This window comes from Nocardioides potassii, from assembly GCF_021648885.1.
Taxonomy (GTDB): domain Bacteria; phylum Actinomycetota; class Actinomycetes; order Propionibacteriales; family Nocardioidaceae; genus Nocardioides; species Nocardioides potassii.
Map to the genome: position 1 here is coordinate 449,599 of NZ_JAKJHZ010000007.1, position 18,031 is coordinate 467,629.

Below are 18,031 nucleotides of genomic sequence, written 5' to 3' on the forward strand. Positions count from 1 at the left end.
CGGGACCGGGGATTCGGTACCCGGGAGAAGCGCTTCTATCCGCGGGCGGCCGGGAGGCGGGCCACGAGCCGGGTACGACGACGGCCCCGCGGGTCCGGGACGTGGACCTGCGGGGCCGTCGGTGTGTCGGGTGTCGCTCAGGCGTGGAGCGACGAGGGCGTCACTCGCCCGCGATGAACTTCTCGAGCTCGGCGCGACCGATCTCGTCGGGCATCTGCACCGGCGGCGACTTCATCAGGTAGGTCGACGCGGGGATGATCGGGCCGCCGATGCCGCGGTCCTTGGCGATCTTCGCGGCGCGGACGGCGTCGATGATGATGCCGGCCGAGTTCGGGGAGTCCCAGACCTCGAGCTTGTACTCGAGGTTGAGCGGGACGTCGCCGAACGCGCGACCCTCGAGGCGGACGTAGGCCCACTTGCGGTCGTCGAGCCACGCGACGTAGTCGGACGGGCCGATGTGGACGTTCTTGCTGTCGATCTTGTCGGCCAGCTCGCCCTTCAGGTTGGAGGTCACGGCCTGGGTCTTGGAGACCTTCTTGGACTCCAGGCGCTCGCGCTCGAGCATGTTCTTGAAGTCCATGTTGCCGCCGACGTTGAGCTGGTAGGTGCGGTCCAGCGCGACACCGCGGTCCTCGAAGAGCTTGGCCATCACGCGGTGGGTGATGGTGGCGCCGACCTGGCTCTTGATGTCGTCGCCGACGATCGGGACGCCGGCGTCCTCGAACTTCTTGGCCCACACCGGGTCGGAGGCGATGAAGACGGGGAGGGCGTTGACGAAGCCCACGCCGGCGTCGATCGCGCACTGGGCGTAGAACTTGTCGGCCTCCTCCGAGCCCACCGGGAGGTAGGACACGAGGACGTCGACCTCGGCGTCCTTGAGCGCCTGGACGACGTCGACCGGCTCGGCTGCGGACTCCTCGATGGTCTGGCGGTAGTACTTGCCGAGGCCGTCGAGCGTCGGGCCGCGCTTGACCTCGACGCCGAGGGTCGGGACGTCGGCGATCTTGATGGTGTTGTTCTCGGAGGCGTTGATGGCCTCGGAGAGGTCCTTGCCGACCTTCTTGTCGTCGACGTCGAACGCGACGACGAACTCGACGTCCTTGACGTGGTAGTCGCCGAAGACGACGTGCATGAGACCCGGGACGGTCTGCGACGGGTCCGCGTCCTTGTAGTACTCAACGCCCTGGACGAGGGAGGTGGCGCAGTTGCCGACTCCGACGATCCCTACTCGTACCGAACCCATGGGGCTCTCCTTCTCATCTACGGTCGTGCTTCTTGACGGGTGGTGGCCTTGCAGTGGCTTGCTGGTCGATCTGTCAGTCGGTGGGGGCCGACGGCGCGGGACGGGGCTCGCGCTCGGCCTGGATCAGGTCGGAGAGCCAACGCACCTCGCGCTCGACCGATTCCACGCCGTGGCGCTGGAGCTCGGCGGCGTAGCGGTCGACCTCGGCCTGGGTCCGCTCGAGCTCGCCCTGCACCCGGGCGAGGCGCTCCTGCAGCCGCGAGCGGCGACCCTCGAGGACGCGGAGGCGGATCTCCATGTCGGTGGAGGAGAAGAACGCGAAGCGGATGTCGAAGTTGTCGTCCTCCCACGCGGTGGGGCCGACCTCGGCCATCAGCCGCTGGAAGTGCTCGTTGCCGGCGGGCGTCACCTCGTAGGTGATGCGGGGGCGACGGCTCGAGGGGCTCGCCGGTCCGGCGACCTCGCGGATCAGGTCGGCCCGCAGCATCTTCTTGAGCGCCGGGTAGAGCGAGCCGTAGGACAGCACACGGCCCCATCCGAGCATGAGGTTGAGGCGCTTGCGCAGCTCGTAGCCGTGCATGGGTCCCTCGTGCAGCAGTCCGAGGACTGCGAGCTCGATGGTGTCCGCACGACGTGCCATGAGACCTATCGTACCGATATATCCGCGCGTGACGAATCGGGCTGGCAGGTCGATCCCCGTACCCTGTTGCGGTGACCGCCAAGAAGCGCAGGGCCGACGGCAAGGCCCAGACCCGACGGCCCAGGCAGAGGCGTACGACGAAGCAGCGTCTGGCCAAGGTCGCGAAGGTCCTCGGGGTCCTCGCCGTCGTGGGCGCGCTCGTGGCCGCCGGGATCGTCGTGGTGCTCTACCAGGCGATCGGCATCCCCACGCCGAACTCCGCCTTCCAGGCCCAGACGACCTTCGTCTACTACAAGGACGGCAAGCAGCAGCTCGGTACGTACTACGAGGACCAGAACCGCGAGTCGATCCCCTACGCGGAGATGCCGGACACCATCAAGGACGCGGTGGTCGCGGCGGAGAACCGCACCTTCTGGACCGACAAGGGCATCGACCCCAAGGGCATCCTCCGCGCCCTCTTCTCCAACGCGAGCGGCAACGCGCGCCAGGGCGCGTCGACGATCACCCAGCAGTACGTGAAGATCCTCTACCTGACCAGCGAGCAGAGCTACAAGCGCAAGATCAAGGAAGCGGTCGTCTCGCTCAAGATCCAGCAGCAGCTCAGCAAGAAGGAAGTCCTCGAGGGCTACCTCAACACCATCTACTTCGGCCGCGGCGCCTACGGCATCCAGGCCGCGTCGAAGGCGTTCTTCGACCACGACGCCCAGGACCTCTCGCTGCGCGAGGCCGCTGTGCTGGCGACGGTGCTCAACAACCCGAGCAAGTACGACCCTGCCAACGGCAAGGAGGCCCGCGAGGACCTCAAGGGCCGCTACGCCTACGTCCTCGACGGCATGGCCGACATGGGCACGATCACCACCGAGGAGCGCGACAAGGCCGAGAAGCGGCTGCCCAAGTTCCCGAAGGTCGCTGCCCAGAGCCAGTTCGGCGGCCAGAAGGGCCACATGCTCGCCCTGGTGAAGAACGAGCTGCTCGCCAAGGGGATCGCGACCGAGAGCCAGATCGACGGCGGCGGCCTGCGGATCACCACGACGTTCGACCCGCAGGTCATGGCCGACGTCCAGGAGGGGGTGCTCGACGAGAAGCCGGAGGGTTTCGGCGACAAGCAGCTCCACATCGGTGCCGCCACGATCGAGGTCGGCACCGGCGCGGTCCGCGGCTTCTACGGCGGCCAGGACTACCTCCAGTCCCAGATCAACTGGGCCGCCACCGGCGGCATGGCGGGCTCGACCATCAAGCCGCTGACCGTCGCCGCGGCGATCAAGCAGGGCTTCTCGATCGAGGACACCTTCGAGGGCAACTCCCCCTACGAGTTCCCCGACGGCACCGAGGTGCGCAACGAGGGCACCGGCAGCGACGGGCTCGGCAACGACTACGGCGACCAGGTGACCCTTGTCGAGGCCGGCGAGGAGTCCATCAACACCGCCTTCGTCGACATGTCCGACTCGATGGACGACGGCCCGCAGGCGATCTACGACATGGCCCGCGCCCTCGGCATCCCCGGCGAGGAGGCGTCGTCGAAGTACCCCGGCATCCCGTCCAGGTCGGTCGACTTCAGCCCGCAGGACACGCTCATCACCCTCGGGAAGGGCCGCGTCAGCCCGATCAACATGGCCAACGCCTACGCGACGATCGCCAACGGCGGCGAGCGCGCGGACGCGCACGTGGTGGAGAAGGTCGTCGACAAGGACGGCAAGGTCATCTACGAGTGGAAGAACGCCACGCGCAAGGCCGTCGACGAGGACATCGCCGCTGACACCTCCTACGTCATGCAGCAGATCGTGCAGAACGGCACCGGCCAGGCCGCGCTCGACCTGGGCCGCCCCGCCGCCGGCAAGACCGGTACCGCGACCGGCGGCGAGGACGAGCACGTGTCGTCGTCGTGGTTCGCCGGCTACACCCCGCAGATGGCGACCGCGGTGATGTACGTCCGCGGTGACGGCGACGACCAGATCGACGGCTGGCTGCCGAGCTACTTCGGCGCCGTCTACCCGGCGCAGACGTGGACGGGGATCATGCAGCGCGTCATGGACGGCATGGAGGTCGAGGACTTCCCGCCGCCGGCCTACGTCGATGGCGACGCACCCGAGGACGGCCACGAGTACACCCCACCGCCGAGCCCGACCTCCACCCCGACCTCCAGGCCGACGAAGAGCCCGACCGAGACCGGCGGCGTGCCGACCGAGACGCCCACGGAGACCCCCACGGAGACGCCGACGGAGACGCCGATCCCGACGGAGACCCCGACGTTGACGCCGACCCCCACGCCGACACCGACGCCCACCCCGACGCCGACGCCGACGCCGACGCCCACCCCGACCGACCCGACCACGCCTCCGCCTTCCGACCCGCCGGCGACGCCGACCGGCCGGTACCAGCCGCGGGCCGTCCTCGACCACCGGCCCTGATCGTGCGCGGGCAGCCGGGGGAGGCGCCGAGCCGGACCGACCCGGTCGTCGCCGCGATGTCGGAGGTCCTCGGCGGGCCGCTGGGGGACCACTCCTCGCGTCATCGCTGGTGGACGCCTGCGAGGGTGCTGCTCGGTGCGACCGCGGTCGCGCTCGCCGCGGGCATGGTCGGCAAGAGCGCCTGCGTCCCGTCCGGGTGGGGCAAGGACGAGCAGCCGTTCCGCCAGCTCTGCTGGACCGAGCTCGCCGGCACCTCGGTGACCGCCGGCACCCCGCCGCACGTCACCACCTGGCTCGAACGTCTCGCCGGCCTGCTCCCCGGCAGCGGGAGCGTGGCGACCGTGGCCGGGCTCGCCGTGCTGCTGGCCCCGCTCGCCCTCGTGGCGACTGCCCTGCTCGTGCGGGTGGACCCCCGCCGACCCTGGGCCGCCGCCGGCTGGGCGATGGGCCCGGTCCTCGTCGCCCACTGGCTGTCGTGGGAGCTGCTGGCCGCGGTCGGGGTCGCCGTGCTGCTCTTCGGCTGGACGACCGGACGGTCGTGGCTCGCCGGCATCGGGGCAGGTGTCGGTGCCGCGTTCGCGCTCCCGGTCGCGGTCGCGTTCCTCGGCGTCGTCGCGGTGGGCGGGCGCACCCGCGATCGCGTCGACGCCCTCCTGTCGGCGGCGGCCGCCTACGTCGTGATCACCCTGCCCGGCCGCGCGACGGGCGAGGGGTTCGGGGACGTCGACACCGGTTCGGTGTGGCAGCTGCTCACGCAGGCCGGGGTCGACGCATCGACGACGACGCGGTCGGTCGTCCAGCTGGTGGTGCTCGCAGCGGCGGCCGTCGGCGTTGCCTGGATGGTGCGCCGGTCCGGGCAGGTCACCCCCACGACGAGCGCCCGGTCCGGCCTCGTCATGGTCTGCGCGGCGCTGGTCGTGGCGCCGTCGGCGCCGCCGGAGCTGGCCCTCGTGGCGCTGCCCCTGGCCGCGGTCGCCGTACGGCGGTGGCGCGACCTGCTCGTGTGGCAGGGCCTGCACCTGGTGGGATGGGTCATCACCGGGTGGTACGTCGGCGGCGGCCTGGTGCCGACCATCGCCGACGACCAGCGTGCCTACTGGCTCGCGATCGTGCTCCGGGTGGCCGGCCTGGTGTGGCTGGCGGTCGCAGTGCTGCGCGACGTGCCGGGCACCGGGACGGAGGTCGCCTCAGGAGACAACGACGCGGTCGAAGCCGGTCGCGGTGAAGCGGACCCGGACCTCGATCTCCTCCCCGACGCGGGGCACCCGCGCCCCTGAGGGCACGAACAGCATCGAGGCCTGCATGTGCGGCGGCTCGGCGAAGAGCCGCTGCTTGCCGTCGATGGAGAAGGGCGAGCGGACGAAGCCGACCGCGTCGAGGCCGCCCCGGGCGAGGGTCGCCGCCCGTGCCTTGAGCGACTGGTCGCCGGTCGGCGCCTCGAGACCGATCCCGTGCGCGGTCCCGCCGCTCACGACCACGATGTGGCCGTGCTTGGGCGCGCTGCGCCCCCGGTAGCCGAACGTGTCGCCGCGGTCGACCTCGTGCACGTCGAGCACCGTCGCCGCGACGCGGAGGGCGCCGCGGTCACCGAGCCAGAGGTCGGTGCCGATGCGCGGGCGGACCGTGAAGTCGGGGTAGGTGCTTGCCAGCGTGGTCATCTCGGCGTGCGTCAGGTGGGAGACGAAGACCGTCCGGGTCGGCAGCCCCGAGGCGACGATCTCGTTGATCAGCCGGGTGACCTCGCCGAGGTGGGAGGTGGTGTTGAGGGGGAGGTGCATCGCGACGCCGCGCAGGCCGCTGCGCCCGGCGCCGAGATCGGCGGCCGCGGTCGCGAGCTCGCGCCTGGTCATCCCGTGGCGACGCATGGAGGTGAGCTGCTCGAGCACGAAGCGCGCGTCCGGGTCACGCCCACGCAGGGCCGCGAGGTCCTGCGGCCGGCTCACGGTGTGCACGACGCGCCGGGCGAGGCGCGGGTCGAGGTCGACCGCGGCGCCGAAGGGCCGCCACGGCGTGAGGACCAGCAGGTCGCCGCCGTAGCGCGTCGCGACCTGCTCGATCTCGTCGTACGTCCCGACGGCGACCGTGTCCAGCGCCGCCCCGGTCTGCTCGGCGTGGTCGGCCAGCCACTGGGCACGGCGGGCGAGCCGTCCGAGGCCGAAGCCGTAGCCGTTGCCCTTCGTCACCGGGACGATGCCCGGGTGCCGGGTCGCCGTGGACAGCAGGTGTGCGCGCCACCGCTCGCCGTCGACGCGGAGGGTCAGGCTCATCCGCGCCTCGCGAGGTAGAGCTGGAACGCCTTGTAGATCGCCCGGTTGATCGGCAGGTCCCACTCGCCGGCGTACTCGACCGCCTGGCCGCCGGTGCCGACCTTGAACTGGATCAGCCCGACGTGCGGGTCGTCTGCGTCGAGGGTCTCGGTGATGCCGCGGAGGTCGTAGACGTGGGCGCCGGCGTCGAGGGCGTGGCGCATCATCGCCCACTGGACGGCGTTGGACCCGCGGACCTCGCGCTTCTCGGTCGAGGAGGCGCCGTAGGAGTACCAGGCGTGCGTGCCGACGCGGATCGCGATCGTGGCGGCGACCAGGTCACCCTCGTGGCGGGCCAGCCAGAGCTGGATCCGGTCGGGGTCCTCGGCCAGCAGCGCGTCGTACATCGTCTGGAAGTAGGACAGCGGCCGCGGGGTGAAGTGGTCGCGCTCGGCGGTGTGGACGTAGAGGGCGTGGAAGGCCTCGAGGTCATCACGTCCCCCGCGGGTGACCTCGACGCCGGACTTGTCGGCCTTCTTGATGTTGCGGCGCCACAGCTGGTTCATGCCCTTGAGGACGTCGTCCTCCGAGCGCGGTGCACCGTCGGCGTCGACCAGCGGGACCTGGAAGTTGAATTGCGGCTGCCCGGCGGAGAAGCCACCCTCCGCCGCCTGCTGCTGCCACCCGAGCTCGTGCAGCTGGGCGATGACGCGCGCGCCGTCCTGCGACCGCTCGAGGGGCGGTACGTCGCCGAGCCGGCGCACGGACTCGTCGGCCACGCCCGCCTTGACCTGCTCCGCCGACCACCGGCGGGTGACGACCGGCGGTCCCATGCGGACCGCGAACGCACCCTGCGCCTTGAGGTGCGACACCATCGGCGCGAGCCACGTCTCCAGGTCGTCCCCGCCCCAGTCGATGACCGGGCCCTCGGGCAGGTAGGCGAGGTAGCGCTTCACCTTGGGCAGCTGCCGGTAGAGGACGAGACCCACGCCGACCAGGTCGGAGCCGCGGAACCAGCCGATCGACTCGGCCCTCCACTCGGCCTTCACCTCGGCCCAGGCGGGCGTCTGGAGGAAGCTCGCGGACGACCGACCGGCGATGAACTCGCGGTGCTGCGGCGCTGAGATCGGTCGCAGGCTGAGGGGGGTCGTCACCCCGACACGCTACAAGGGACCAGACACGACCCCCGTACGTGTCTGGTCCCTTGTGAGTAGAGACGCAGCAGCACCCCGATCGGTTGCATCCGAAGGCGACGTTCTTCGGAGCCTCGAGCCGGCCACCTTGGACAGACCTCATCGGCGTCATCACCCGATCGGGCTAGGGCCTCGTAGCCCGGTGTGACCACCGTCGTTCCGTGAGTACCGGTGGCTCCACCCGAGCTGCCGTCCACCACTGGCGGCGCCACCGCGCCGCCGCAGATTCCTTTGGGGAGGAACCATGAACAGCACCGCTCGCATCCGCTCACCACGGCTCGCCGTCGCCGCACTCCTGTGCCTCGGCACCGTCACCCTCGCGCCTGCCGCAGCTCACGCCGAGCCCGGCAACGGCCAGGGCCAGGGCCAGGCCAACGCTCCGGCCGAGGTGCCCGCCCAGCAGCAGCACCCGACCCCTGCCGCGCCGGACGGTCAGCCCGGCACCGGCCAGGGGGCCACGAAGGAGACGGGCCGCCACGGCAACGCCGGGCGGGGCGATGTCGGGAGCGCCAAGCCTGGCAAGGGCAACCCCGGGCAGGGCAACCCCGGGCAGGGCAACCCCGGGCAGGGCAACCCCGGGCACGGCAACCCCGGGCACGGCAACCCCGGGCAGGGCAACCCCGGGCAGGGCGACCAGCCGGAGGTCCCGGGTGAGCCGGGTGACGACAACGGCAACGACAACGGCGACGGCAACGGCGGCGGTGGCACCCCCGGAGGTTCCGGGGACCCGGCCGGCAACAACGGCACCGTGAAGATCGCTCCCTACGGCGAGGCCGACGGGATCCCGGACAACACCCCGCACCCGGGCTGCACCTTCCAGGTGGAGTGGTACGGCTTCGACGAGGGGGCGGACATCGTCTCGACGGTCACCTTCGAGCCGCAGGCGCCGACCGCGGACGTGGTCATCGGCGGCACCGAGCCGTCGCAGGTGTTCGTGGGCGGTGACCCCGCGTCCGGCGCCGGGACCGCGACCGGGCTCGACGGCACCCAGGCGTACACGCTGTCCTTCACCGGCGCCCCGCACCCCCAGCAGGGCTACCACGTGAAGCTCACCGTGCACACGCCCGGATCCATCGGGAACGACACCAAGACCAAGGTGTTCTGGGTGGAGGGCTGCGCGCCGTCGACGTCCCAGCCCACTCCGTCGGCCGCCGTGCCCGAGGTCGGACCGGTGGCGTCGACGCCCGAGGTGCTCGGCGAGCAGGCGTCCGCTCCTGCCCAGCCGCAGTCGCATGCCCAGACCCAGCCGCAGTCGCAGGCGCAGGCGCAGCCGGAGGTGCTGCCGGCGCAGGCGGAGGTCCCGGTGGCGGCGCAGCCGCAGTTGCTCCCGGTGCAGGCAGGAGCGCAGCCCGAGGCGCAGCAGGCCCTGCCCACCGCGGTGAACGCCGGTGCGTCGGGGGCTCCCCGCACCCCCGTGTCCGGTGCGACCTCCCTGCTCGGCCTGGTGCTCGTCCTGCTGGGTGCGGCGAGCGCGCGGCTCGCGTGGAGCCGCGCACGTGGCTGAGACGGGCCGGAACCGACTGGCGACGGCGCTGCTCGTGGTGGCAGCGCCGTTGCTGGTCCTCGGCGGCCTGTCGCTGACCACCTCAGGTCCGGACGGCCCCCGTCCCGGCCCGTCCGCCGACCAGCCGGCACCCGCGGGCTCGTCGGTCGTGCGCCCCCCGGCCCCGGCCGACGCGCACGGTGGGAACACCGACACCCGCGGTGTCCGTCCCTCGATCGTCGTCCTTCCCTCCCTCGACGTGCAGGCGCACGTGAGGCCGATCGCGACCAGGGGCGGGGCGCTGACCCCACCACCAGACCCGCGGGACGTCGGCTGGTGGTCCGGTGGCGCGCGACCCGGCGCGCGGCGGGGGGCCGCCGTGCTCGCGGGCCACACGGTCCACACGGGTGGCGGTGCCTTCGACGACCTCGACGACCTCGACGAGGGCGACCGGGTGATCGTGCGGAGCGCTCGGCGCACGGTCGCCTACGAGGTGGCGTCCGTACGCGTGCTCAGCCGTGCTCAGCTCGCACGTCGCCACCGGACGATCTTCGCGCGCTCCGGTCCCGGCCGCCTCGTGCTCATCACCTGCGAGGACTGGGACGGCGCGGCGTACCTCAGCAACGTCGTCGTCACGGCCCGGCCGGCCACGGCCTGAGCACGCTGACGTCAGAGACGCTCGCGCAGCCAGGCGAAGTCCGCGACGTGCTCGGCGGCACCGCCGGGCGTCTCGCAGATGACCGGGGCGCCGGCCTCGCGGACGACGGCGGCGAACTCGTCGGGCGGCAGGTGACCGTTGCCGAAGTTGGCGTGCCGGTCCGCGCCGGAGTCGAAGTCGTCACGCGAGTCGTTGGCGTGGACGAGGTCGATGCGGCCGGTGATCCCGCGGACCTTCTCCACCGCGTCGCCGAGCTCGATGCCGCCCGCCCACGCGTGGCAGGTGTCGAGGCAGAAGCCGACCCGGTCGGCACCCTCGGCCGAGGAGATCGCGTCCCACACGCCGGCAATCCGGTCGAGATGGCGGGCCATCGCGTTGTCACCGCCGGCGGTGTTCTCGATCAGCAGCGGGATCTTGATGTCCGTCGCCTCGATCGCCTTGCGCCAGTTGTCGAAGCCGACACCCGGGTCGTCGTCCTTGTTGACGTGTCCGCCGTGGACGATCAGGCCCTTCGCGCCGATCTCCGCGGCCGCGTCCATGTGCTGCTGGAGCAGCTTGCGGCTCGGGATCCGGATCCGGTTGTTGGTCGTGGCGACGTTGACGATGTAGGGCGCGTGGACGTAGAGGTCGATCCCGGCCTCCTCCGCCGCCGCCCGCAGCGCCGATGCGCCACCGTCGTACCGGACCTCAGGACCCTTGTAGCCCTGCGGGTCACCGAGGAAGAACTGCACCAGCGTCGTGTCACGCGCGACCGCCTCCGCGACCGGGTCGGTCTGCTCGACGTGGGCTCCGATGGCGAGGGTGCTCATGGCGTCCAGCCTAGGAGCACCCACAGACAGCCGACCACGACGGCGACCAGCGCTGCCACGGCCGCCCACGCCGGCCAGTCGACCGCGCCCACCCCGGCCGTACGACGACCGCGCGGCGGTGGTCCGAGCCGGTCGGGCACCGGTGGTCCGACCGGGTCCGGCAGCGGTAGCCGGCGGAGCAGCCGCAGCGCCGCGCCGGAAGTGGCCAGGCGCTGCTCGGGGTCCTCGACCAGCAACCGCTCGACGAGGGGTCGCAGCGGGTGGGAGGGGACCGCGGTCTGCCGGGCGGGGGGCAGGCCGGTGATCATCTCCAGCACCACGCGGCCCGCGGCGTAGAGGTCCTGCCTCGGGTCGGGTGGCGCACCGCGTGCCTGCTCGGGCGCCATGTAGCCGTCGGTGCCGATGGCGCCCGGGACGGTCGTGAACCGGTGGTCGGCCACCGGCGCGGCGACGCCGAAGTCTCCGAGGCGCAGGTGCGGGGGCCTGTCACCGGTCGCCTCGAGCAACAGGTTGGCGGGCTTCACGTCACGGTGCACGAGCCCGGCGGCGTGCACCGCGGCCAGCGCCTGGAGCAGCTGCTCGCACAGCAGCCCGGCCGTACCGGCATCGAGCGGGCCGTGCTCGCGCAGGAGGTCGGCGACCGAGCCACCCCGCACGAGCTCCATCGCCAGCACGACGAGGTCGTCCTCGGCCGCCCACCCGTGGGGGGCGACGACGTGCGGGTGCCGGACGCGCACCGCCTGCTCGCGCACGAACCGGGCGAGCACGGCCGAGCCGTGCTGACCGAGCACCTTGACCGCGACGTGGCGGCGGGTCCGCTGGTCCCACGCGCGCCAGACCGACCCCATGCCCCCCGCACCGACCTGGTCGAGCAGGGCGTAGCGCCCCGCGACGACGGTCGGTGATCGCCAACGTCCTGCAGGCACCCGTCGACGTTAGGGGTTCGCGGGGCTGGAGCGCTCGCTCCATCCACAGCCGGTGCCGACGGAGCGCTTGCCGGGGACGGGCCCGTCGATGCACGCTGTGCGCCACGGCCGGATCGCGGCACAGGGGGAACGATGACCGACGCCATGCCTGCACCTGACACGGCACCCGCGCTGAATCCACCCCCACGGCGGCGCAACGAGTACGTGCTGGGCGTCCACGTGGGGGACTTCCTCGTCGTCGGTGCTGGTGCCTGGGCGATCATCGGCTCGGTGCAGGACTACTACACCGTGAGCCTCGCAGGCACGGGAACGGACGCCTTCGACGCATGGCACGGCTTGCTCAGCTCCCTCGGCGTCGTGCTGGCGGTCGCAGGCTCGCTCGTGCTGGTGATGTCACTGGCAGGCGTGGCCCGAACGCCCCTCCGGTCGGTGGTGCTCGTCCTCTACCTCACCGCCGCGGCCGCGACCCTCGCGTCGTACGTCGTCACGCCGAGCGGGCTGTGCGACGACCTGGTGTGGCTGGACACGGGCTGCGCCGGCGCGGAGGTCCACCGCGGCGACGGCTTCTGGCGGACCCTCATGGGCACGGGGGGCGGCGCCTTCGTGTTCGCCTACTGGAGCATCGTGCATCGGCTGCGCCGGCGGGCCGCCTGACGATTCCGGCCGGCCGGCGTCGCGCTGGTAGCCTTCCCCGGTTGCCTTCGGGCGACCGCGACGCCCGGCCCGTGCCGTACGCGTCACGAACGCACAGTCCTCCTGCCACGGAGAGCCCGTGGCCGCTCTAGCCCAGAGGAGGTGGAGACCGCTATGCGTGCCTATGAAGTGATGGTCATCCTCGACCCGAGTCTCGACGAGCGCACCATCGAGCCGTCGCTCGACAAGTACCTCAACGTGATCCGCAAGGACGGCGGCTCGGTCGAGTCCGTCGACGTGTGGGGTCGTCGCCGGATGGCGTACGAGATCAAGAAGAACGCCGAGGGCATCTACGCCGTCGTCAACCTGACGGCCGAGCCCGCGACGGTCAAGGAGTTCGACCGCCAGCTCACGCTGAACGAGTCGATCCTGCGCACGAAGGTCATGCGTCCCGACGCTCACTGAGCGCCTGTGGATGAGCCCTTCCGGCTGTCGGTGATCGCCTGTTTGATGGGCATCACCGGGAGCACCCCCCGGATCAATCAGCGCAGCAGCAGCACTTTCTGAGGAGACCTGGCATGGCAGGCGAGACCACGATCACCGTCATCGGCAACCTCGTCGACGACCCGGAGCTGCGGTTCACCCCCTCGGGGGCACCGGTCGCCAACTTCCGGATCGCGTCGACGCCGCGCACCTTCGACCGCCAGAGCAACGAGTGGAAGGACGGCGACACGCTGTTCCTCTCCTGCGCGGTGTGGCGTCAGGCCGCGGAGAACGTCGCCGAGTCCCTCCAGCGGGGCATGCGTGTGATCGTCCAGGGTCGCCTCAAGTCCCGCCAGTACGAGACCCGCGAGGGTGAGAAGCGCACCGTCTTCGAGATCGACGTCGAGGAGGTCGGCCCGTCGCTGCGCAACGCATCGGCCAAGGTCACCAAGACGCAGCGGTCCGGCGGCGGTGGCGGCTACTCCGGCGGCGGGGGCTACTCGGGCGGTGGCGGCCAGTCCGCTCCGGCCGACGACCCGTGGGCCAGCCCGACTCCGTCGCAGGGCGGCGGCAACCAGGGCGGCTGGGGCGGCCAGTCCGGCGCAGGTCAGTCCGGCGGCCAGGGTGGCGGCCAGTCCGCTCCGCCCAACGACCCGTGGGCCACGCCCGGGGTCAGTGGCGGCAACGACGAGCCGCCCTTCTGATCTGGGGAAATCTTTCATCAACCACCATTCCGTCCCTGATTGCCTTCAGGGCCGGGCTCACTGAAAGGGAGCACCACAATGGCCAAGGCAATTCTGCGCAAGCCGAAGAAGAAGGTTTGCCAGTTCTGCAAGGAGAAGGCGACCGGTGTCGACTACAAGGACACCACCCTCCTCCGCAAGTTCATCTCCGACCGCGGCAAGATCCGTGCCCGTCGCGTGACCGGCAACTGCGTCCAGCACCAGCGCGACGTGGCCATCGCCGTCAAGAACGCGCGCGAGCTGGCCCTGCTGCCCTACACGTCCACCGGTCGCTGAGAGGAGCACGAGACATGAAGCTCATCCTGACCCAGGAGGTCGACGGCCTCGGCGCCCCCGGTGACGTGGTCGAGGTGAAGGACGGCTACGGCCGCAACTACCTCGTCCCGCGTGGCCTCGGCATCAGGTGGACCCGTGGCGGCGAGAAGACCATCGAGTCGATCAAGACCGCCCGCACCGCTCGCGCGGCGCGCGACGAGGACCACGCCACCGAGATCAAGACCAAGCTCGAGGCGAGCCCGGTCAACGTCAAGGTCCGTGCCGGTGAGGGCGGCCGCCTGTTCGGCGCCGTCACCACCTCGGAGATCGCCGACGCGATCGCCGACGTCTCGGGCGAGAAGGTCGACCGCCGCACGATCGTCGTGGCGAACCCGATCAAGACGCTCGGCTCGCACTCGGTGTCGGTCAAGCTGCACGACGAGGTGTCCGCCACGGTGGCCCTCAACGTCGTCCCCTCCTGATCGAGCCGCGACACCCAGCACCACCACGTACGGCCCGCTGCCTCTCCGGAGGCGGCGGGCCGTTCGTCGTTCCATCCGGGGCTTGCCGGGGGGCTCGTGCGCTACTGGGTGGGGCGCTCGCAGAGGAAGGGAGGGCGTGAGCCGCCGGAGTGGTACTCGTAGGTCGTGCCGTCGACCTCCAGGGTGATCCGGGCGCCCTCGATGATCGACATCGTGTAGGTCATCCCCTTCTTCGCACACCCGCGGCTCCCGTCGCTCCAGGCCACCTCCTGGACCGCGACCACCGTCACGTCGGCGGCGTCGATGCCCAGCACGGCAGCGAGGTCGTCGACCGACGCGCGGACGTCGGGCGCGTCCGCACCGGGAACGGGGGACGAGTCGTCGCTGGGCCCTCCACTGGGCGTCTCGGTCGGGTCGTCCACTGCGGTCTCCTGGGGTGCGGTGGGTCCTGGGTCGTCGCCGCACCCGGTGAGGAGGAGGCCCAGCGCGACTGCGCCGAGCAGGGTGCGTGCGCGGACCACCTCGACAGCGTAGGCCTCACCGCGTGACCGGTGCTCCCGTGACCAGCCAGGCGTCGCCGCGGGCGCGCCACACGAGCAGCGCACCTCGCGCGCCCATGAACACGAAGGTCATCGCCACCCAGACCATCACCAGGCCGTGCGGGAGGGTGGCCGCCCACAGTGCGGCGGGGGCGTAGGCCGCCAGCACGACAAGACCCGCCCAGGCGAGGAAGGCGCCGTCGCCGGCACCGATGAGGACGCCGTCGAGCACGAAGACCACCCCGGCGAGCGGCTGCCCGACCGCTGCGACGAGCAGCACCGGCACGAGCAGGTCCTGGACCGCCTCGTCGCTCGTGAAGAGCGCGCCGACGACCGGGGACACCGCCGCCAGGACGACGCCGGCGACCAGCCCGCTGCCCCAGCCCCACTGGATCATCCTCCGGGTCAGGCGTCGGGTGGACTCGACGTCCCCGCTGCCGAGCGCGCGGCCGGTGAGGGCCTGGGCGGCGATCGCGATGGCATCAAGGGCGAACGCGAGGAACGACCAGAGGGTGATGGCGACCTGGTGGGTCGCGACCGGTACGTCGTCGCCGCCGCCGACGCGGGCCACGGCGTAGGTCCCGACGAGCAGGCACGCCCGCAGCGCGAGCGTACGGATGACGAGGGCGACGGCGGCGTGGGCGGCCGCGCGGATGCCGGCGAGGTCGGGGGTCAGCGGGGCGCCCTGATCCCGGGCGGCGCGGACCACGACCGTGACCAGCCAGGCGGCGGAGACGACCTGGGCGACCACGGAGCCGATGGCGGAGCCGGCGATGCCGAGGTGGAGGCCGTGGACGAGCAGGAGGTTGAGCGCGATGTTGAGCCCGTTCCCGACGACGGCGACGACCAGTGGCGTACGTGTGTCCTGCAGGCCCCGGAGCACGCCGGTCGCGGCGAGCATGACCAGCAGCGGCGTGGTGCCGAGGAACGCGACCCCGAGGTAGGTCGCGGCGTGACCGGCGACCTCCGTCCCGGTGTCGAACGCCCCGACGAGCACCGGCGTGCCGAGGATCCCGAGCACCGTCACGACTGCCCCGATGGTGATCGCGAGCCACACCCCGTCGATGCCCTGGGCCAGGGCGGCGCGCAGGTCTCCCGCCCCGAGGTGGCGCGCCACGCTCGCGGTGGTGCCGTAGGCGAGGAAGACGCAGAGCCCGACGACCGTCTGCAGGACGACCGCGGCGATGCCGAGGCCGGCGAGCTCGGGCGTTCCGAGGTGCCCGACGATCGCCGCGTCGGAGAGCAGGAACAGCGGCTCGGCGACGAGGGCGAGGAAGGCGGGCACGGCCAGCCGCAAGATCTCGCGGTCGACGGCTCTCACGAGGTTCACCCTAGGAACACCTCGTCCTGTCCTCACGCGGCGCCTGCCCTAGTGGACGCGGCGCGCGTCGTACATAGTCCGTTCGGACCAGCTGTGCATCGTCGTGTGGATGAACCGGCGTCGAACGGGCGTCGCGACCCGATGTCGACAAAGCAACAGGCGTCATCCAGATGGCGGACAGGTGAACAACCCCGCGGGCCACCTATTCTCCGTCCACAGGGTGTGCATGACGTTCGCGCAGGTCAGAGCAGTATGGATCCCGAACAATTCCTGATGTCCACAGGACGGTCCACGGCCCCTCCACGGCCGTCGCGGTGTCGTCCACGGCACTCACCAGGTTGTCCACAGAGCCTGTGGACAACTGGCTGTCCAACGGTCCTCGGAGCACGTAGGTTCGCCCGCGGCGAGGGTCCCCGCTCGGGTGCTGCCGACACGCACGACGTCGTAGGACGCCGCTGTCGGTGGTCGTCCCTAGCGTCGTGGCACGGTCAGGGCAGCAGCACCAGGCAGCACGGCAGCACGGCGAAGGGAGCACGGGTGAGCGTCACCTTCCAGGGTGGGTTCCAGGGGGACACCGACGAGGCGTGGGGCGACGGTCCCGCGGCCTACGAGCCCGGTGAGTCGCCCCGCTCGGCGGGCGACCGGACGCCCCCGCAGGACAACGCCGCGGAGCAGAGCGTGCTGGGCTCCATGCTGCTGTCCAAGGACGCGATCGCCGACGTCGTCGAGGTCATCAAGGGCGTCGACTACTACCGACCCGCGCACGAGGTCATCCACGACGCGATCATCGACCTCTACGGCCGCGGCGAGCCCGCCGACCCGATCACCGTGGCCGCCGAGCTGGTCAAGCGTGGCGAGCTGCAGCGCGTCGGCGGCGCTCCCTACCTCCACACGCTGTCGGCCAACGTGCCGATCGCGGCCAACGCCGGCTACTACGCCGAGATCGTGCGCGACAAGGCCGTCCTCCGGCGCCTGGTCGAGGCCGGCACCCGCATCGCCGCGCTCGGCTACGCCGGGGAGGGCCAGATCGACGACGTCGTCGACAGCGCCCAGGCCGAGGTCTACAAGGTCACCGAGCGGCGGGCGAGCGAGGACTACGCACCGCTCAGCGACATCATGAGCGGCGTCCTCGACGAGATCGAGATGATCGGCAACCGCGAGGCGGGCCTCTACGGCGTGCCCACCGGGTTCGCCGACCTCGACGACCTCACCAACGGTCTCCACTCCGGCCAGATGATCATCGTCGCCGCCCGACCCGCGATGGGGAAGTCGACGCTCGCCCTGGACTTCTGCCGGGCCGCGTCGATCCACAACAACCTGACCAGCTGCTTCTTCAGCCTCGAGATGACGCGCTCGGAGATCATGATGCGCCTGCTCTCCGCCGAGGCGAAGGTGCCCCTCAACCACATCCGCAACGGCACGATGCGTGACGACGACTGGGAGAAGCTCGCCCGCAAGATGGGCCAGGTATCCGGGGCACCGATGTTCATCGACGACAGCCCCAACATGACGATGATGGAGATCCGGGCCAAGGCGCGGCGGCTCAAGCAGCGCCACGACCTCAAGCTCATCGTCATCGACTACATGCAGCTGATGAGCTCGGGCAAGAAGGTCGAGTCGCGCCAGCTCGAGGTCTCGGAGTTCTCCCGCAACATCAAGCTCCTCGCCAAGGAGCTCGAGCTGCCGATCATCGCGCTCTCCCAGCTCAACCGTGGTCCCGAGCAGCGCGGCGACAAGCGGCCGATGATGAGCGACCTGCGTGAGTCCGGCTCGCTCGAGCAGGACGCCGACATGGTGATCCTGCTCCACCGCGACGACGTCTACGAGAAGGAGTCGACCCGCCCGGGCGAGGCGGACCTGATCGTGGCCAAGCACCGCAACGGACCCACCCGCGACCTCACCGTCGCCTTCCAGGGCCACTACTCCCGTTTCGTCGACATGGCCCAGGGCTGAGCCTGACCCGGGACCC

Annotated in this window: 18 protein-coding genes; 10 read left to right on the plus strand and 8 right to left on the minus strand. The window is 71.3% G+C overall.

Annotated elements, in window-relative coordinates; all coding sequences use genetic code 11:
• Positions 1-160: 160 nt before the first annotated feature.
• Positions 161-1,243 carry an inositol-3-phosphate synthase gene (locus L2K70_RS12835; protein WP_236402535.1) on the minus strand — a complete coding sequence of 361 codons (1,083 nt, stop codon included), beginning with the start codon at positions 1,241-1,243 and terminating at the stop codon, positions 161-163.
• Between the two features lie 73 nt (positions 1,244-1,316).
• Entirely contained in the window at positions 1,317-1,883 is a 567-nt protein-coding gene (locus L2K70_RS12840) for a PadR family transcriptional regulator (RefSeq protein ID WP_236402536.1), read from the minus strand.
• A gap of 71 nt (positions 1,884-1,954) precedes the next feature.
• Between L2K70_RS12840 and L2K70_RS12845 the strand changes: the two genes are divergently transcribed.
• Both L2K70_RS12845 and L2K70_RS12850 read left to right on the plus strand, forming a co-directional pair.
• Entirely contained in the window at positions 1,955-4,291 is a 2,337-nt protein-coding gene (locus L2K70_RS12845) for a transglycosylase domain-containing protein (RefSeq protein WP_236402539.1), read from the plus strand.
• A gap of 2 nt (positions 4,292-4,293) precedes the next feature.
• Positions 4,294-5,568: a glycosyltransferase family protein gene (locus L2K70_RS12850; protein WP_236402540.1), complete on the plus strand. Its 1,275-nt coding sequence runs from the start codon at positions 4,294-4,296 to the stop codon at positions 5,566-5,568.
• Here the strand turns inward: L2K70_RS12850 and L2K70_RS12855 are convergent.
• Both L2K70_RS12855 and L2K70_RS12860 read right to left on the minus strand, forming a co-directional pair.
• Complete coding sequence (locus L2K70_RS12855; RefSeq protein WP_236402541.1) at positions 5,479-6,558, minus strand: alanine racemase; 1,080 nt, start codon at positions 6,556-6,558, stop codon at positions 5,479-5,481. The two genes, L2K70_RS12850 and L2K70_RS12855, sit on opposite strands and share 90 nt — an antisense overlap.
• A complete protein-coding gene (locus L2K70_RS12860) occupies positions 6,555-7,691 on the minus strand; it encodes a lipid II:glycine glycyltransferase FemX (protein ID WP_236402542.1) in 1,137 nt (378 codons plus the stop codon). The genes L2K70_RS12855 and L2K70_RS12860 overlap by 4 nt, the downstream gene beginning before the upstream one ends.
• Positions 7,692-7,974: 283 nt before the next feature.
• Here L2K70_RS12860 and L2K70_RS12865 point away from each other — a divergent pair, with 283 nt between their 5' ends.
• Positions 7,975-9,234 carry a hypothetical protein gene (locus L2K70_RS12865; RefSeq protein WP_236402544.1) on the plus strand — a complete coding sequence of 420 codons (1,260 nt, stop codon included), beginning with the start codon at positions 7,975-7,977 and terminating at the stop codon, positions 9,232-9,234.
• Positions 9,227-9,871, plus strand: coding sequence for a class F sortase (locus tag L2K70_RS12870; protein ID WP_236402546.1), 645 nt, complete (start codon positions 9,227-9,229; stop codon positions 9,869-9,871). Before L2K70_RS12865 ends, L2K70_RS12870 begins: the two co-directional genes overlap by 8 nt.
• An 11-nt stretch (positions 9,872-9,882) precedes the next feature.
• On the opposite strand, the gene L2K70_RS12875 is transcribed toward L2K70_RS12870, so the two are convergent.
• Both L2K70_RS12875 and L2K70_RS12880 read right to left on the minus strand, forming a co-directional pair.
• Positions 9,883-10,680, minus strand: a complete 798-nt coding sequence (locus L2K70_RS12875; RefSeq protein WP_236402549.1) for a deoxyribonuclease IV — start codon at positions 10,678-10,680, stop codon at positions 9,883-9,885.
• A complete protein-coding gene (locus L2K70_RS12880; protein WP_236402552.1) occupies positions 10,677-11,606 on the minus strand; it encodes a serine/threonine-protein kinase in 930 nt (309 codons plus the stop codon). Before L2K70_RS12880 ends, L2K70_RS12875 begins: the two co-directional genes overlap by 4 nt.
• A gap of 144 nt (positions 11,607-11,750) precedes the next feature.
• Between L2K70_RS12880 and L2K70_RS12885 the strand changes: the two genes are divergently transcribed.
• From L2K70_RS12885 to rplI, 5 genes are all read left to right on the plus strand, one after another.
• Entirely contained in the window at positions 11,751-12,260 is a 510-nt protein-coding gene (locus L2K70_RS12885; protein WP_236402553.1) for a hypothetical protein, read from the plus strand.
• A gap of 153 nt (positions 12,261-12,413) precedes the next feature.
• Positions 12,414-12,704: a 30S ribosomal protein S6 gene (gene rpsF, locus L2K70_RS12890; RefSeq protein ID WP_129426827.1), complete on the plus strand. Its 291-nt coding sequence runs from the start codon at positions 12,414-12,416 to the stop codon at positions 12,702-12,704.
• A 113-nt stretch (positions 12,705-12,817) separates the two neighbouring features.
• Positions 12,818-13,426 carry a single-stranded DNA-binding protein gene (locus tag L2K70_RS12895; RefSeq protein ID WP_236402554.1) on the plus strand — a complete coding sequence of 203 codons (609 nt, stop codon included), beginning with the start codon at positions 12,818-12,820 and terminating at the stop codon, positions 13,424-13,426.
• 78 nt (positions 13,427-13,504) lie between these two features.
• Positions 13,505-13,741: a 30S ribosomal protein S18 gene (rpsR, locus tag L2K70_RS12900; protein ID WP_056603689.1), complete on the plus strand. Its 237-nt coding sequence runs from the start codon at positions 13,505-13,507 to the stop codon at positions 13,739-13,741.
• A 14-nt stretch (positions 13,742-13,755) separates the two neighbouring features.
• Complete coding sequence (gene rplI, locus L2K70_RS12905) at positions 13,756-14,202, plus strand: 50S ribosomal protein L9 (protein ID WP_236402555.1); 447 nt, start codon at positions 13,756-13,758, stop codon at positions 14,200-14,202.
• 101 nt (positions 14,203-14,303) lie between these two features.
• On the opposite strand, the gene L2K70_RS12910 is transcribed toward rplI, so the two are convergent.
• Together L2K70_RS12910 and L2K70_RS12915 are read right to left on the minus strand one after the other, a co-directional pair.
• Complete coding sequence (locus tag L2K70_RS12910; RefSeq protein ID WP_236402556.1) at positions 14,304-14,723, minus strand: DUF8738 domain-containing protein; 420 nt, start codon at positions 14,721-14,723, stop codon at positions 14,304-14,306.
• A 16-nt stretch (positions 14,724-14,739) separates the two neighbouring features.
• The gene (locus L2K70_RS12915) at positions 14,740-16,062 is read right to left on the minus strand and encodes an MATE family efflux transporter (protein WP_236402558.1); all 1,323 of its coding nucleotides are present in this window, start codon (positions 16,060-16,062) and stop codon (positions 14,740-14,742) included.
• Positions 16,063-16,599: 537 nt separating this feature from the next.
• Here L2K70_RS12915 and dnaB point away from each other — a divergent pair.
• Positions 16,600-18,015, plus strand: a complete 1,416-nt coding sequence (gene dnaB / locus L2K70_RS12920; protein WP_236402559.1) for a replicative DNA helicase — start codon at positions 16,600-16,602, stop codon at positions 18,013-18,015.
• The last annotated feature ends 16 nt before the right edge of the window (positions 18,016-18,031 follow it).

Bases quoted from the DNA above. Each gene is read 5' to 3' on its own strand.
- L2K70_RS12835 (WP_236402535.1), bottom strand. From the start codon at position 1,243: ATGGGTTCGGTACGAGTAGGGATCGTCGGAGTCGGCAACTGCGCCACC.
- L2K70_RS12865 (WP_236402544.1), top strand. From the start codon at position 7,975: ATGAACAGCACCGCTCGCATCCGCTCACCACGGCTCGCCGTCGCCGCA.
- L2K70_RS12885 (WP_236402553.1), top strand. From the start codon at position 11,751: ATGCCTGCACCTGACACGGCACCCGCGCTGAATCCACCCCCACGGCGG.
- rpsF (WP_129426827.1), top strand. From the start codon at position 12,414: ATGCGTGCCTATGAAGTGATGGTCATCCTCGACCCGAGTCTCGACGAG.
- L2K70_RS12840 (WP_236402536.1), bottom strand. From the start codon at position 1,883: ATGGCACGTCGTGCGGACACCATCGAGCTCGCAGTCCTCGGACTGCTG.
- L2K70_RS12855 (WP_236402541.1), bottom strand. From the start codon at position 6,558: ATGAGCCTGACCCTCCGCGTCGACGGCGAGCGGTGGCGCGCACACCTG.
- L2K70_RS12875 (WP_236402549.1), bottom strand. From the start codon at position 10,680: ATGAGCACCCTCGCCATCGGAGCCCACGTCGAGCAGACCGACCCGGTC.
- rplI (WP_236402555.1), top strand. From the start codon at position 13,756: ATGAAGCTCATCCTGACCCAGGAGGTCGACGGCCTCGGCGCCCCCGGT.
- rpsR (WP_056603689.1), top strand. From the start codon at position 13,505: ATGGCCAAGGCAATTCTGCGCAAGCCGAAGAAGAAGGTTTGCCAGTTC.
- L2K70_RS12895 (WP_236402554.1), top strand. From the start codon at position 12,818: ATGGCAGGCGAGACCACGATCACCGTCATCGGCAACCTCGTCGACGAC.